The following is a 16063-nucleotide window of genomic DNA, read 5'->3' on the forward strand; positions in this document are numbered from 1 at the left end:
CCCTGATCAAGACCATCGCAATGGAAGACGGTCTGCGCTTCGCTATCCGTGAAGGCGGTCGTACCGTCGGCGCCGGCGTCGTAGCAAAAATTATTGAATAAGTAGTTGATTTACTTGATCAGGCCGGTATAATGGCCGGCCTGATACAGCGTTACAGGTCAGTAGCTCAATTGGCAGAGCGACGGTCTCCAAAACCGTAGGTTGGGGGTTCGATTCCCTCCTGACCTGCCATTTCACCTCGGTGTGATGGCTTTCTTCTCACAGGATCCTCCTCGATGACTCCCAAAACTGAAGCCCAAGAATCGCGTTTTGATCTGTTCAAGTGGCTGGCTGTAGTGGCTTTGGTGGTTGTCGGTGTAGTGGGTAACCAATATTACTCCGCCTCCCCGATCCTGTATCGCGTCCTCGCACTTCTCGTCCTGGCTGCTGTCGCGGGCTTTGTAGCTCTGCAGACTGCGAAGGGCAAGTCGTTCTTTGCGCTGGCGAAGGAAGCTCGTACCGAGATTCGTAAAGTCGTGTGGCCGACCCGCCAGGAAACCACCCAGACCACGTTGATTGTCGTGGCTGTTGTGCTGGTTATGGCACTGCTGCTGTGGGGTCTTGATTCCCTGCTCGGCTGGGCGGTCTCCTTGATCGTTGGCTAAAGGTGTCCCGTGGCTAAGCGTTGGTATGTTGTGCATGCTTACTCGGGTTACGAGAAGCATGTAATGCGCTCCCTGATCGAGCGCGTCAAGCTGGCTGGCATGGAAGACGGTTTCGGCGAGATCCTGGTCCCGACCGAAGAAGTCGTCGAAATGCGCAACGGCCAGAAGCGCAAGAGTGAGCGTAAATTCTTCCCTGGCTATGTACTTGTCCAGATGGAGATGAACGAAGGGACTTGGCACTTGGTCAAGGATACCCCTCGCGTGATGGGCTTTATTGGCGGTACCGCAGACAAGCCTGCGCCGATTACCGATAAAGAAGCAGAGGCTATCCTGCGTCGCGTTGCCGACGGTAGCGACAAGCCGAAGCCGAAGACGCTGTTCGAGCCGGGTGAAGTGGTTCGAGTCATTGACGGTCCGTTCGCAGACTTCAATGGTAGTGTCGAAGAGGTTAACTACGAAAAGAGTCGCCTGCAGGTAGCGGTGCTCATTTTCGGTCGCTCTACTCCGGTGGAGCTCGAGTTCAGCCAGGTCGAAAAGGTCTAGGCGGACGAAGCATCCCATACCCCGCAGCCCTGTGTGCTGCGGGGTTTTGTCGTCACTGGGATAAAACGCAAGTCATCCGGGGAGCCAGCAGGCGTTCGTACCCGATTTTGGAGTAGCTCATGGCTAAGAAGATTCAGGCTTACATCAAGCTGCAAGTTAAGGCCGGCCAGGCCAACCCAAGCCCACCCGTTGGTCCAGCACTGGGTCAACACGGTGTGAACATCATGGAATTCTGCAAGGCCTTCAACGCCCGTACCCAGGGTCAAGAAGCCGGCCTGCCGACTCCTGTGATCATCACTGTCTACAGCGACCGTAGCTTCACCTTCGAGACCAAGAGCACCCCTGCCTCGGTTCTGCTGAAGAAAGCTGCTGGCCTGACCAGTGGTTCGGCTCGCCCGAACACCGTTAAAGTCGGTACCGTTACCCGTGCTCAGCTGGAAGATATCGCGAAAGCCAAACAGGCTGACCTGACTGCCGCTGACCTGGACGCTGCTGTACGCACCATCGCTGGCTCTGCCCGCAGCATGGGCCTGAACGTGGAGGGTGTGTAATGGCTAAGCTGACCAAACGCCAAAAGGCAATCGCCGAGAAAATCGAAGCAGGCAAGGCCTACAACTTCGAAGAAGCGGCCACTCTGCTGGCTTCGCTGCCTGCTGCCAAGTTCGTAGAGTCCTACGACATCGCCGTTAACCTCGGTGTTGACCCGCGTAAATCCGACCAGGTCGTACGTAGCGCTACTGTGCTGCCGCACGGCACTGGCAAGACCGTTCGCGTTGCTGTCTTCACCCAGGGCCCAGCTGCTGAAGCCGCTCTGGCTGCCGGCGCTGACCGCGTAGGTATGGACGATCTGGCTGCCGAAATGAAAGGCGGCGACCTGAACTATGACGTCGTTATCGCATCGCCTGATGCCATGCGCGTTGTAGGTCAGCTGGGTCAGGTTCTGGGTCCTCGCGGCCTGATGCCTAACCCGAAAGTTGGTACCGTGACCCCAGACGTAGCCGGCGCCGTCAAGAACGCCAAGGCTGGTCAGGTTCGCTACCGTACCGACAAGAACGGTATCATCCACACCTCCGTTGGCAAGGTCGGCTTTGAAGCCGGCAAGCTGAAGGAAAACGTTGAAGCCCTGATCGCTGATCTGAAGCGTATCAAGCCAGCTTCCTCGAAAGGTATCTACGTCAAGCGCGTTACCCTGAGCACCACCATGGGCCCAGGTCTGGTCATCGATCAGAGCTCGCTGAACGTGTAAGAACATGGTGGCGCGACCTGTCGCGCCACCAGCAAAAATTGGGGTCCCTGCCTGGCGGGGGCTATCCAAGACCGTAGGCGGCGCAAGCCTTAAAACACCAGCCCACGCAGATGGTGCTCCCGATTCGTTACCGAATCAGACACCAAAACGACATCCGGCTTCGGCCAGATGAAACGGTAAAAACCAGGAGTAAACCCGTGGCAATTAAACTCGAAGACAAGAAGGCCATCGTCGCTGAAGTCAACGAGGCTGCCAAAGTCGCTCTGTCCGCTGTCGTGGCTGATGCCCGTGGTGTGACTGTAGGCGCAATGACCGGACTCCGTAAAGAGGCCCGCGAAGCTGGCGTTTACGTACGTGTCGTACGTAACACCCTGCTGAAGCGCGCTGTTGAAGGCACCGAATTCTCGATCCTCAACGACGCGTTCAAAGGCCCGACCCTGATTGCTTTCTCCAACGAACACCCGGGCGCTGCTGCTCGTCTGTTCAAAGAGTTCGCCAAGGGTCAGGACAAGTTCGAGATCAAGGCAGCTGCGTTTGACGGCAAGTTCCTTGCCGCTAACCAGATCGACGTGCTGGCAACCCTGCCAACTCGCGACGAGGCTATCGCACAGCTGATGAGCGTAATCCAAGGTGCAACCAGCAAGCTGGCTCGTACCCTGGCAGCTCTGCGCGACCAGAAAGAAGCTGCTGCTGCCTAAGGCACCCGCAACTCTTTCAAAATCATACGTTTAATTTGATGGCTGCGTAGGCTGTCACCCCAATACAGGATTTAAGTCATGTCTCTGACTAACGAGCAAATCATCGAAGCGATCGGCCAGAAAACTGTTCTGGAAATTGTTGAACTGATCAAAGCGATGGAAGAAACCTTCGGTGTTACCGCTGCTGCCGCTGTTGCCGCTGGCCCAGCTGCTGGCGCTGCTGCCGCTGTTGAAGAACAGACCGAATTCAACGTCGTTCTGACCGAAGCTGGCGACAAGAAAGTAAACGTGATCAAGGCCGTTCGTGAACTGACCGGTCTGGGCCTGAAAGAAGCCAAAGAGAAAGTCGACGGCGCTCCTCAGGTTATCGCTGAAGGCGTTTCGAAAGAAGCTGCTGAAGACGCGAAGAAGAAGCTGGAAGAAGCTGGCGCTAAAGTCGAGCTGAAGTAATCTCGACCTTGCGACTCCAGTCCGAGCGTTGAGCGAAGGGCTGATGGCTGGTGGCTTATGCCACCGGCCTTTTTCCGTTATTGGTGGCCGGTCAGGCCGGCCCCGATAACAAGCTGCAAGACACCCATGTGGGTGGCGCAAACCAAGGGGTTTGCACGATTTTCTGGCTGCTCCCGCCGGGAGAAGCCAAACAAGCAGGTGACCAAGCTGGGGAACGCTGATGGCTTACTCATACACTGAGAAAAAACGTATCCGCAAGGACTTTAGCAAGTTGCCGGACGTCATGGATGTGCCTTACCTCCTGGCCATCCAGCTGGATTCGTATCGCGAATTCCTGCAAGCGGGAGCATCCAAGGATCAGTTCCGCGACGTCGGCCTGCACGCGGCCTTCAAATCGGTATTCCCGATCATCAGCTACTCCGGCAATGCTGCCCTGGAGTACGTAGGCTATCGCCTGGGCGAACCCGCCTTCGATGTGAAGGAATGTGTCCTGCGTGGCGTGACCTTCGCGGTCCCACTGCGGGTCAAGGTGCGCCTGATCATCTTCGACAAGGAATCGTCGAACAAAGCGATCAAGGACATCAAAGAGCAAGAAGTCTACATGGGTGAAATCCCCCTGATGACTGAGAACGGTACCTTCGTTATCAACGGTACCGAGCGTGTGATCGTTTCCCAGCTGCACCGTTCGCCTGGTGTGTTCTTCGACCACGACCGTGGCAAGACTCACAGCTCCGGCAAGCTGCTGTACTCCGCTCGCATCATCCCTTACCGCGGCTCCTGGCTGGACTTCGAGTTCGACCCGAAGGACTGCGTGTTCGTACGTATCGACCGTCGCCGCAAACTGCCGGCCTCGGTGCTGCTGCGTGCCCTGGGTTACAGCACTGAAGAAGTGCTGAACACCTTCTACACCACCAACGTGTTCCACATTTCCGGCGAGAAACTCAGCCTGGAACTGGTACCACAGCGTTTGCGTGGTGAGGTTGCAGTCATGGATATCCATGACGAAACCGGCAAAGTCATCGTCGAGCAGGGCCGTCGTATTACCGCGCGCCACATCAACCAGCTCGAGAAGGCCGGCGTCAAGCAGCTGGACGTTCCTATGGAATACGTCCTGGGCCGCACTACCGCCAAGGCCATCGTGCATCCGGCTACCGGCGAGATCCTGGCCGAATGCAACACCGAGATGACCACCGAACTGCTGATCAAGGTCGCCAAGGCGCAGGTTGTCCGTATCGAGACCCTGTACACCAACGACATCGATTGCGGTCCGTTCATCTCCGATACCCTGAAGATCGACACCACCAGCAACCAGCTGGAAGCCCTGGTCGAGATCTACCGCATGATGCGTCCTGGCGAACCGCCAACCAAGGATGCTGCCGAGACCCTGTTCAACAACCTGTTCTTCAGTGCCGAGCGTTACGACCTGTCCGCGGTTGGCCGCATGAAGTTCAACCGTCGTATCGGTCGTACCGAGATCGAAGGTTCGGGCGTGCTGAGCAAGGAAGATATCGTCGAGGTTCTGAAGACCCTGGTCGACATCCGTAACGGCAAAGGCATCGTCGACGACATCGACCACCTGGGTAACCGTCGCGTACGTTGCGTCGGCGAGATGGCCGAGAACCAGTTCCGCGTTGGCCTGGTGCGTGTCGAGCGCGCGGTCAAGGAACGCCTGTCGATGGCGGAAAGCGAAGGCCTGATGCCGCAAGACCTGATCAACGCCAAGCCGGTTGCGGCGGCGGTGAAAGAGTTCTTCGGTTCCAGCCAGCTGTCCCAATTCATGGACCAGAACAACCCACTCTCCGAGATCACCCACAAGCGCCGCGTCTCCGCACTCGGCCCAGGTGGTCTGACCCGTGAGCGTGCCGGCTTCGAAGTCCGTGACGTACACCCGACCCACTACGGCCGTGTGTGCCCGATCGAGACCCCTGAAGGTCCGAACATCGGTCTGATCAACTCCCTGGCTGCCTATGCCCGCACCAACCAGTATGGCTTCCTGGAAAGCCCGTACCGCGTGGTGAAGGAAGGCGTGGTCAGCGACGAAATCGTGTTCCTGTCGGCCATTGAAGAAGCGGATCACGTCATCGCCCAGGCTTCGGCCGCGATGAACGAGAAGAAGCAGCTGATCGATGAGCTGGTAGCTGTTCGTCACCTGAACGAATTCACCGTCAAGGCGCCGGAAGACGTCACCCTGATGGACGTTTCGCCGAAGCAGGTTGTTTCCGTTGCTGCGTCGCTGATTCCGTTCCTCGAGCACGACGACGCCAACCGTGCATTGATGGGTTCGAACATGCAGCGTCAGGCTGTACCGACCCTGCGCGCCGACAAGCCGCTGGTAGGTACCGGCATGGAGCGCAACGTTGCCCGTGACTCCGGTGTCTGCGTGGTTGCTCGCCGCGGTGGCGTGATCGACTCGGTCGACGCCAGCCGTATCGTTGTTCGCGTTGCAGACGACGAAGTTGAAACCGGCGAAGCAGGTGTGGATATCTACAACCTGACCAAGTACACCCGTTCGAACCAGAACACCTGCATCAACCAGCGTCCGCTGGTGAGCAAGGGTGACAAGGTTCAGCGTGGCGACATCATGGCCGACGGCCCGTCCACCGACATGGGTGAGCTGGCACTGGGTCAGAACATGCGCATCGCGTTCATGGCGTGGAACGGCTTCAACTTCGAAGACTCCATCTGCCTGTCCGAGCGTGTGGTCCAGGAAGATCGCTTCACCACCATCCACATCCAGGAACTGACCTGTGTGGCGCGTGACACCAAGCTTGGCCCAGAGGAAATCACTGCGGACATCCCGAACGTGGGTGAAGCCGCACTGAACAAGCTGGACGAAGCCGGTATCGTCTACGTGGGTGCCGAAGTCGGCGCTGGCGACATCCTGGTCGGCAAGGTAACGCCAAAAGGCGAAACCCAGCTGACTCCGGAAGAAAAACTGCTGCGCGCGATCTTCGGTGAGAAGGCCAGCGACGTTAAGGACACCTCCCTGCGCGTGCCAACCGGCACCAAGGGTACCGTCATCGATGTACAGGTCTTCACCCGTGATGGCGTCGAGCGCGACAGCCGCGCCCTGGCCATCGAGAAGATGCAGCTGGACGAGATCCGCAAGGACCTCAACGAAGAGTTCCGCATCGTCGAAGGTGCAACCTTCGAGCGTCTGCGTTCTGCCCTGAACGGCCAGGTGGTCGACGGTGGCGCGGGCCTGAAGAAAGGCACTGTGATCACTGACGAAGTACTGGACGGTCTGGAGCACGGCCAGTGGTTCAAACTGCGCATGGCCGAAGATGCACTGAACGAGCAGCTGGAAAAGGCTCAGCAGTACATCGTCGATCGTCGCCGTCTGCTGGACGACAAGTTCGAAGACAAGAAGCGCAAGCTGCAGCAGGGTGATGACCTGGCACCGGGCGTACTGAAGATCGTCAAGGTTTACCTGGCAATCCGCCGTCGCATCCAGCCGGGTGACAAGATGGCCGGTCGTCACGGTAACAAGGGTGTCGTCTCGGTAATCATGCCGGTCGAAGACATGCCGCACGACGCCAACGGTACTCCGGTCGATGTCGTACTGAACCCGCTGGGTGTACCTTCGCGTATGAACGTCGGTCAGATCCTCGAAACTCACCTGGGCCTGGCGGCCAAGGGTCTGGGCGAGAAGATCGACCGCATGATCGAAGAGCAGCGCAAGGCCGCTGAACTGCGCGTGTTCCTGACCGAGGTCTACAACGAGATCGGCGGTCGTCAGGAAAACCTCGACGAGTTCACCGACGAAGAGATCCTGGCCCTTGCTCACAACCTGAAGAAGGGTGTGCCAATGGCTACCCCGGTCTTCGACGGTGCCAAGGAGCGCGAGATCAAGGCCATGCTGAAGCTGGCCGACCTGCCAGAGAGCGGCCAGATGGTGCTGTTCGATGGCCGTACCGGCAACAAGTTCGAGCGTCCTGTGACCGTTGGTTACATGTACATGCTCAAGCTGAACCACTTGGTGGACGACAAGATGCACGCGCGTTCCACTGGTTCCTACAGCCTGGTTACCCAGCAGCCGCTGGGTGGTAAGGCGCAGTTCGGTGGTCAGCGTTTCGGGGAGATGGAAGTGTGGGCGCTGGAAGCATACGGCGCGGCATACACCCTGCAAGAAATGCTCACAGTGAAGTCGGACGACGTGAACGGCCGTACCAAGATGTACAAGAACATCGTGGATGGCGATCACCGTATGGAGCCGGGCATGCCCGAGTCCTTCAACGTGTTGATCAAAGAGATCCGTTCGCTCGGTATCGATATCGATCTGGAAACCGAATAACACGTGACGCGAAGGGGAGTGGGGCAGGTAATGCCCGCTCCCTGCTCCGCCAGGAGGAAAGGCCTTGAAAGACCTACTGAATTTGCTGAAAAACCAGGGTCAAGTCGAAGAGTTCGACGCCATCCGCATCGGTCTGGCGTCGCCTGAAATGATCCGTTCGTGGTCGTTCGGTGAAGTTAAGAAGCCGGAAACCATCAACTACCGTACGTTCAAGCCTGAGCGTGACGGCCTGTTCTGCGCCAAGATCTTTGGCCCAGTCAAGGACTACGAGTGCCTGTGCGGCAAGTACAAGCGCCTCAAGCACCGCGGCGTGATCTGCGAGAAGTGCGGCGTTGAAGTTGCCCTGGCAAAAGTTCGTCGTGAGCGCATGGCGCACATCGAGCTGGCCTCGCCGGTTGCCCACATCTGGTTCCTGAAGTCGCTGCCGTCCCGTATCGGCCTGCTGATGGACATGACCCTGCGTGACATCGAGCGCGTGCTCTACTTCGAGAGCTACGTCGTTATCGACCCGGGCATGACGACCCTGGAAAAGGGCCAGCTGCTGAACGACGAGCAGTACTTTGAAGCGCTGGAAGAGTTCGGTGACGACTTCGACGCCCGCATGGGTGCCGAGGCTGTCCGCGAGCTGCTGCACGCTATCGACCTGGAGCACGAGATCGGTCGCCTGCGCGAAGAGATTCCGCAGACCAACTCGGAAACCAAGATCAAGAAGCTGTCCAAGCGTCTGAAGCTGATGGAAGCGTTCCAGGGCTCGGGCAACCTGCCTGAGTGGATGGTCCTGACCGTCCTGCCAGTGCTGCCGCCGGACCTGCGTCCGCTGGTTCCGCTGGATGGCGGCCGCTTCGCGACCTCCGACCTGAACGACCTGTATCGTCGGGTGATCAACCGTAACAACCGTCTGAAGCGCCTGCTGGATCTGTCGGCGCCGGACATCATCGTGCGCAACGAAAAGCGCATGCTGCAGGAAGCGGTCGACGCCCTGCTGGACAACGGCCGTCGCGGTCGCGCCATCACTGGCTCGAACAAGCGTCCGCTGAAGTCCCTGGCCGACATGATCAAAGGTAAGCAAGGTCGCTTCCGTCAGAACTTGCTCGGTAAGCGTGTGGACTACTCCGGCCGTTCGGTTATTACCGTAGGCCCGACCCTGCGTCTGCATCAGTGCGGTCTGCCGAAGAAGATGGCCCTCGAGCTGTTCAAGCCCTTCATTTTCGGCAAGCTTGAAATGCGTGGTCTGGCGACCACCATCAAGGCTGCCAAGAAGATGGTCGAGCGCGAGCTGCCAGAGGTTTGGGACGTGCTCGCCGAGGTGATTCGCGAACACCCCGTGCTGCTCAACCGTGCACCGACCCTGCACCGTCTGGGTATCCAGGCCTTTGAACCGGTTCTGATCGAAGGTAAGGCTATCCAGCTGCACCCGCTGGTCTGTGCCGCGTACAACGCCGACTTCGACGGTGACCAGATGGCCGTTCACGTGCCGCTGACCCTGGAAGCCCAGCTCGAAGCGCGCGCGCTGATGATGTCGACCAACAACATCCTGTCGCCAGCCAACGGTGAGCCAATCATCGTTCCGTCGCAGGACGTGGTACTGGGTCTGTACTACATGACCCGCGAAGCCATCAACGCCAAGGGCGAAGGTCGCGTGTTCGCCGACCTGCAGGAAGTCGACCGCGTATTCCGCGCCGGCGAGGCTGCCCTGCACGCGAAAATCAAGGTTCGTATCAACGAAACCGTGAAAGAGCGTGACGGTTCGGTGGTCAAGAACACCCGTATCGTCGACACTACTGTCGGCCGTGCGCTGCTGTTCCAGGTTGTACCGGCAGGCCTGCCGTACGACGTGGTCAACCAGCCGATGAAGAAGAAGGCGATCTCCAAGCTGATCAACCAGTGCTACCGCGTGGTTGGTCTGAAAGAGACCGTTATTTTTGCTGACCAGCTGATGTACACCGGTTTCGCTTACTCGACCATTTCCGGCGTTTCCATCGGTGTTAACGACTTCGTTATCCCGGACGAGAAAGCCCGCATCATCGGTACCGCTACCGACGAAGTGAAGGAAATCGAGAGTCAGTACGCCTCCGGCCTGGTAACCCAGGGCGAGAAGTACAACAAGGTCATCGACTTGTGGTCGAAGGCGAACGACGAAGTGTCCAAGGCGATGATGGCCAACCTCTCGAAAGAGAAGGTTATCGACCGCGAAGGCAACGAAGTCGAGCAAGAGTCCTTCAACTCGATGTACATGATGGCTGACTCCGGTGCGCGGGGTTCCGCAGCCCAGATCCGTCAGCTGGCCGGTATGCGTGGCCTGATGGCCAAGCCGGACGGCTCCATCATCGAGACGCCGATCACCGCGAACTTCCGTGAAGGTCTGAGCGTTCTGCAGTACTTCATTTCGACCCACGGTGCTCGTAAGGGTCTGGCGGATACCGCACTGAAGACTGCTAACTCCGGTTACCTGACTCGTCGTCTGGTAGACGTTGCCCAGGATCTGGTGGTTACCGAGATCGACTGCGGCACCGACCAGGGCCTGCTGATGACCCCGCACATCGAAGGTGGCGACGTTGTAGAGCCGCTGGGTGAGCGTGTACTGGGTCGTGTCATCGCCCGTGACGTGTTCAAGCCAGGCACCGAGGACGTCATCGTTCCGGCCGGTACCTTGGTCGACGAGAAGTGGGTCGAGTTCATCGAGCTGAACAGCATCGACGAAGTGGTCGTGCGTTCGCCGATCAACTGCGAAACCCGCTACGGCATCTGCGCCAAGTGCTACGGTCGTGACCTGGCTCGCGGTCACCAGGTGAACATCGGTGAAGCTGTCGGCGTTATCGCTGCGCAGTCGATCGGTGAGCCGGGTACCCAGCTGACCATGCGTACGTTCCACATCGGTGGTGCTGCAAGCCGTACCTCGGCTGCCGACAGCGTCCAGGTTAAGAACGGCGGCATGGTGCGTCTGCACAACCTGAAGCAGGTTGAGCGTGCCGATGGCAACCTGGTTGCCGTATCGCGTTCCGGCGAGCTGGCCATTGCCGACGAATTCGGTCGTGAGCGTGAGCGCTACAAGCTGCCTTATGGTGCGGTGATTTCGGTCAAGGAAGGTGACAAGGTCGAAGCTGGCGCCATCGTCGCCAAGTGGGATCCGCACACCCACCCGATCGTTACCGAGCTGAAAGGTACCGTGACCTTTGTGGGCATGGAAGAAGGCATCACCATCAAACGTCAGACCGACGAATTGACTGGTTTGACCAACATTGAAGTCCTGGACGTCAAGGATCGCCCTGCCGCTGGTAAGGAAATCCGTCCGGCGATCAAGATGGTCGACGCCTCTGGCAAGGACCTGTACCTGCCGGGTACCGACGTACCTGCCCAGTACTTCCTGCCGGCCAACGCCCTCGTCGGCGTAGCTGACGGTGCCCAGATCGGCGTTGGTGACGTTATCGCGCGTATCCCGCAAGAAACGTCGAAGACCCGTGACATCACCGGTGGTCTGCCGCGCGTTGCCGACCTGTTCGAAGCGCGCCGTCCGAAAGAAGCCTCGATTCTGGCTGAAGTCAGCGGCACCATCGCATTCGGCAAGGAGACCAAGGGCAAGCGCCGTCTGGTCATCACCCCGACCGACGGTAGCGATCCGTACGAAGAGCTGATTCCGAAGTGGCGCCACCTGAACGTCTTTGAAGGCGAACAGGTAAACCGCGGCGAAGTTATCTCTGACGGCCCGAGCGATCCGCACGACATCCTGCGTCTGCTGGGTGTGAGCGCGCTGGCGAAGTACATCGTCAACGAGATTCAGGACGTTTACCGTCTGCAAGGCGTTAAGATCAACGACAAGCACATCGAGACCATCCTGCGTCAGATGCTGCGCAAGGTCGAGATCTCCGAGTCGGGCGATTCCAGCTTCATCAAGGGCGACCAGATGGAACTGACCCAGGTACTGGTAGAGAACGAGCGTCTCGCCGCCGAGGACAAGTTCGTCTCCAAGTTCACCCGCGTGCTGCTGGGTATCACCAAGGCGTCGCTGTCGACCGAGTCGTTCATCTCCGCGGCTTCCTTCCAGGAAACCACCCGCGTGCTGACCGAAGCGGCGGTAACCGGCAAGCGCGACTACCTGCGCGGCCTGAAAGAGAACGTGGTCGTGGGTCGTCTGATCCCGGCCGGTACTGGTCTGGCCTACCACAGCGAGCGCAAGCGTCGCCGTGATGCCGACAAGCCGCTGCGTGTGAGCGCCAGTGAGGTGGAAGCCGCACTGACCGAAGCGCTGAACTCCAGCGGTAACTAAGTACAGGGCAGGGCCCCGGCAAGCCTCGCAAGGGCATCGGTGACAACAATTGTTGCCGATGACCGGGCGGGGAGGGCCGGGGCCTCGTCTTGACTGGGTGCAAGATCCTCTTTAGACTTTTGTACCCTTAAATTTGGTGAGGCTCCGTCTCGCCAATTTTTGGCTTTCTTGCAAGACAATAGCGTCGCAAGACAATCAGTGGAGCTAGTAGATGGCAACTATCAACCAGCTGGTACGTCAGCCGCGTAAGCGTACCGTCGAGAAATCCGACGTACCTGCGCTGCAGAACTGCCCGCAGCGTCGTGGCGTGTGCACCCGCGTGTACACCACCACGCCGAAAAAACCTAACTCGGCACTGCGTAAAGTATGCCGTGTGCGTCTGACCAACGGTTTCGAGGTTTCCTCGTACATCGGTGGTGAAGGCCACAACCTGCAAGAGCACAGCGTCGTCCTGATCCGTGGCGGCCGTGTAAAAGACTTGCCAGGTGTTCGTTACCACACCGTTCGCGGCTCTCTGGATACTTCGGGCGTTAAAGGCCGTAACCAGGGTCGTTCGAAGTACGGTACCAAGCGTCCGAAGTAATCGGTCGTTTGCAGACATCCATTTATTTGAGTCGATAAGAGTAAGGTCGGGCAGGGGTCGAAAGACCTGGTCCCGGGCTAACCTGAAGACCGTTTGAGGGCTTATCATGCCAAGACGTCGTGTAGCAGCAAAACGTGAGATCCTGGACGATCCGAAGTACGGATCCCAGATCCTCGCCAAGTTCATGAACCACGTGATGGAAAGCGGCAAGAAGGCCGTAGCCGAGCGCATCGTTTACGGTGCTCTGGATACCGTCAAAGCACGCAAGAACAGCGACCCCCTGGAAATCTTCGAGAAAGCTCTCGACGCCATCGCTCCGCTGGTCGAAGTTAAGTCCCGCCGTGTCGGCGGTGCCACTTACCAGGTTCCGGTTGAAGTTCGTCCATCCCGTCGTAACGCTCTGGCAATGCGCTGGCTCGTAGACTACGCCCGCAAGCGCGGCGAGAAGTCGATGGCTCTGCGCCTGGCTGGCGAGCTGCTGGATGCTGCTGAAGGCAAGGGTGCTGCAGTCAAGAAGCGTGAAGACGTGCACCGTATGGCCGAGGCCAACAAAGCGTTCTCGCACTACCGCTTCTAATTCAAGCATCAATCATTTTGCGAGGGCTTTATGGCTCGTACTACAGCAATTAACCGCTACCGTAACATCGGTATCTGCGCCCACGTTGACGCGGGCAAGACTACCACTACCGAGCGGATCCTGTTCTACACAGGTCTGAGCCACAAGATGGGCGAGGTGCATGACGGCGCCGCGACCACCGACTGGATGGTGCAGGAGCAGGAGCGCGGTATCACCATTACCTCCGCTGCCGTTACCACCTTCTGGAAAGGTTCCCGTGGTCAGTACGACAACTACCGCGTAAACGTCATCGATACCCCCGGCCACGTTGACTTCACCATTGAAGTAGAGCGTTCGCTGCGTGTACTCGACGGCGCGGTCGTTGTGTTCTGCGGTACCTCCGGCGTTGAGCCGCAGTCCGAAACCGTATGGCGTCAGGCCAACAAGTACGGCGTTCCACGTGTTGTCTACGTGAACAAGATGGACCGTGCTGGTGCCAACTTCCTGCGCGTTGTCGGCCAGATCAAGAACCGCCTGGGTCACACCCCGGTTCCGGTCCAGCTGGCTATCGGTGCAGAAGACGACTTCCAGGGTCAGGTTGACCTGATCAAGATGAAAGCCATCTACTGGAACGAAGACGATAAAGGCACTACCTACCGCGAAGAAGAAATTCCAGCGGATATGGTCGACCTGGCTAACGAATGGCGCAACAACATGGTTGAAGCCGCCGCCGAAGCCAGCGAAGAGCTGATGAACAAGTACCTTGAAGAAGGTGAGCTGACCGTCGAAGAAATCAAGGCAGGTCTGCGTGCGCGCACCCTGGCCAGCGAGATCGTTCCGGCTGTCTGCGGTTCGTCGTTCAAGAACAAGGGTGTTCCCCTGGTTCTCGATGCCGTTATCGACTTCCTGCCTGCTCCGACCGAAATTCCTGCGATCAAGGGTATCCACCCTGATCTGGCCGAAGTGCCGAAGGATGAGATCACCGAAGAGCAGCAGGATGAGCGTCACGCCGACGACAACGAGCCGTTCTCGGCTCTGGCGTTCAAGATCGCTACCGACCCGTTCGTAGGTACCCTGACCTTCGTTCGCGTCTACTCGGGCGTTCTGAGCTCCGGTGACTCGGTCATCAACTCGGTCAAAGGCAAGAAAGAGCGCGTTGGTCGTATGGTGCAGATGCACGCCAACCAGCGTGAAGAGATCAAGGAAGTGCGCGCTGGCGACATCGCGGCCCTGATCGGCATGAAGGACGTTACCACTGGTGAAACCCTGTGCGACGCCGACAAGCCAATCATCCTTGAGCGCATGGACTTCCCGGAGCCAGTGATTTCGCTGTCTGTCGAGCCGAAGACCAAGCAGGACCAGGAAAAGATGGGTATCGCTCTGGGCAAGCTGGCTCAGGAAGACCCGTCGTTCCGCGTCAAGACCGACGAAGAGACTGGTCAGACCATCATCTCCGGTATGGGTGAGCTGCACCTGGACATCATCGTTGACCGCATGAAGCGTGAATTCAACGTTGAGGCCAACATCGGCAAGCCGCAGGTTTCGTACCGCGAGAAGATCACCAAGTCCGGTGTGGAGATCGAAGGCAAGTTCGTTCGCCAGTCGGGTGGTCGTGGTCAGTTCGGTCACTGCTGGATTCGCTTCTCGCAGCCGGATGAAGACGATAAGGGCAATATCACTGAGGGCCTGGTCTTCACCAACGAAGTCGTTGGTGGTGTGGTTCCGAAGGAATACATCCCTGCGATCCAGAAGGGTATCGAAGAGCAGATGAAGAACGGCGTTGTTGCCGGCTATCCGCTGATCGGCCTGAAGGCTACCGTGTTCGACGGTTCGTACCACGACGTCGACTCCAACGAAATGGCGTTCAAGATCGCTGCTTCGATGGCAACCAAGCAACTGGCCCAGAAGGGTGGTGGCGTGGTCCTCGAGCCGATCATGAAGGTCGAAGTTGTAACCCCGGAAGACTACCTGGGTGACGTGATGGGTGACCTGAACCGTCGTCGTGGTCTGGTCCAGGGTATGGATGAATCGGTCTCTGGCCGTGTCGTCCGCGCTGAAGTTCCGCTCGGAGAGATGTTCGGTTACGCAACCGACGTTCGTTCCATGTCTCAGGGTCGCGCAAGCTACTCCATGGAATTCTCCAAATACGCCGAAGCTCCGTCGAACATCGTCGAAGCACTCGTTAAAAAACAAGGCTAATCCCCTTTAGGCAAGAGGTTCACTGTCGTGGCTAAAGAAAAATTTGATCGTTCCCTTCCCCACGTTAACGTCGGCACCATCGGCCACGTTGACCACGGTAAGACCACTCTGACCGCAGCTCTGACTCGCGTCTGCTCCGAAGTTTTCGGTTCGGCAGTCGTTGAGTTCGACAAGATCGACTCGGCTCCGGAAGAAAAAGCGCGCGGTATCACCATCAACACCGCTCACGTCGAGTACAACTCGAACATTCGTCACTACGCTCACGTTGACTGCCCGGGTCACGCTGACTACGTGAAGAACATGATCACCGGTGCTGCCCAGATGGACGGCGCGATCCTGGTTTGCTCGGCCGCCGATGGTCCGATGCCACAAACCCGTGAGCACATCCTGCTGTCCCGTCAGGTAGGCGTTCCTTACATCGTGGTCTTCCTGAACAAGGCTGACCTGGTAGACGACGCCGAGCTGCTGGAACTGGTCGAGATGGAAGTTCGCGATCTGCTGTCCACCTACGACTTCCCAGGCGACGACACCCCGATCATCATCGGTTCGGCTCGTATGGCCCTGGAAGGCAAAGACGACAACGAAA

Annotated in this window: 13 protein-coding genes and 1 tRNA gene; all 14 read left to right on the forward strand. The window is 58.3% G+C overall.

Going from position 1 to position 16063, the window contains the following annotated elements; genetic code table 11:
• A partial coding sequence (locus IRZ77_RS25545; RefSeq protein ID WP_456239168.1) for an EF-Tu C-terminal domain-related protein occupies positions 1-101 on the forward strand: 101 nt, incomplete at its 5' end.
• Between the two features lie 54 nt (positions 102-155).
• Positions 156-231: transfer RNA gene (locus tag IRZ77_RS25550), tRNA-Trp, on the forward strand.
• Positions 232-275: 44 nt separating this feature from the next.
• Positions 276-644: a preprotein translocase subunit SecE gene (gene secE, locus IRZ77_RS25555; protein ID WP_003257081.1), complete on the forward strand. Its 369-nt coding sequence runs from the start codon at positions 276-278 to the stop codon at positions 642-644.
• 9 nt (positions 645-653) lie between these two features.
• Positions 654-1187 (forward strand): transcription termination/antitermination protein NusG, encoded by a 534-nt coding sequence (nusG, locus tag IRZ77_RS25560; RefSeq protein ID WP_003255501.1) that lies wholly within the window; start codon positions 654-656, stop codon positions 1185-1187.
• A 119-nt stretch (positions 1188-1306) separates the two neighbouring features.
• Entirely contained in the window at positions 1307-1738 is a 432-nt protein-coding gene (gene rplK, locus IRZ77_RS25565; RefSeq protein ID WP_003255500.1) for a 50S ribosomal protein L11, read from the forward strand.
• Positions 1738-2433, forward strand: a complete 696-nt coding sequence (gene rplA, locus IRZ77_RS25570; protein ID WP_013970629.1) for a 50S ribosomal protein L1 — start codon at positions 1738-1740, stop codon at positions 2431-2433. The genes rplK and rplA overlap by 1 nt, the downstream gene beginning before the upstream one ends.
• A 197-nt stretch (positions 2434-2630) precedes the next feature.
• On the forward strand, positions 2631-3131 hold the full coding sequence (gene rplJ, locus IRZ77_RS25575) for a 50S ribosomal protein L10 (RefSeq protein WP_003257082.1): 501 nt from the start codon (positions 2631-2633) through the stop codon (positions 3129-3131).
• Positions 3132-3209: 78 nt separating this feature from the next.
• Positions 3210-3581 carry a 50S ribosomal protein L7/L12 gene (gene rplL, locus IRZ77_RS25580; protein WP_013970630.1) on the forward strand — a complete coding sequence of 124 codons (372 nt, stop codon included), beginning with the start codon at positions 3210-3212 and terminating at the stop codon, positions 3579-3581.
• 220 nt (positions 3582-3801) lie between these two features.
• Entirely contained in the window at positions 3802-7875 is a 4074-nt protein-coding gene (gene rpoB, locus IRZ77_RS25585) for a DNA-directed RNA polymerase subunit beta (protein WP_046617162.1), read from the forward strand.
• Between the two features lie 64 nt (positions 7876-7939).
• On the forward strand, positions 7940-12139 hold the full coding sequence (gene rpoC / locus IRZ77_RS25590) for a DNA-directed RNA polymerase subunit beta' (RefSeq protein WP_046617161.1): 4200 nt from the start codon (positions 7940-7942) through the stop codon (positions 12137-12139).
• A 211-nt stretch (positions 12140-12350) separates the two neighbouring features.
• Complete coding sequence (rpsL, locus tag IRZ77_RS25595) at positions 12351-12722, forward strand: 30S ribosomal protein S12 (RefSeq protein ID WP_003257088.1); 372 nt, start codon at positions 12351-12353, stop codon at positions 12720-12722.
• A 106-nt stretch (positions 12723-12828) separates the two neighbouring features.
• Positions 12829-13299 (forward strand): 30S ribosomal protein S7, encoded by a 471-nt coding sequence (gene rpsG / locus IRZ77_RS25600; protein ID WP_003246741.1) that lies wholly within the window; start codon positions 12829-12831, stop codon positions 13297-13299.
• 30 nt (positions 13300-13329) lie between these two features.
• Entirely contained in the window at positions 13330-15477 is a 2148-nt protein-coding gene (gene fusA / locus IRZ77_RS25605; protein WP_046617160.1) for an elongation factor G, read from the forward strand.
• A gap of 27 nt (positions 15478-15504) precedes the next feature.
• A partial coding sequence (locus tag IRZ77_RS25610; RefSeq protein WP_196174594.1) for a GTP-binding protein occupies positions 15505-16063 on the forward strand: 559 nt, incomplete at its 3' end.

This window comes from Pseudomonas pudica (assembly GCF_015680405.1).
In the GTDB taxonomy this organism is placed as follows: Bacteria; Pseudomonadota; Gammaproteobacteria; order Pseudomonadales; family Pseudomonadaceae; genus Aquipseudomonas; species Aquipseudomonas pudica.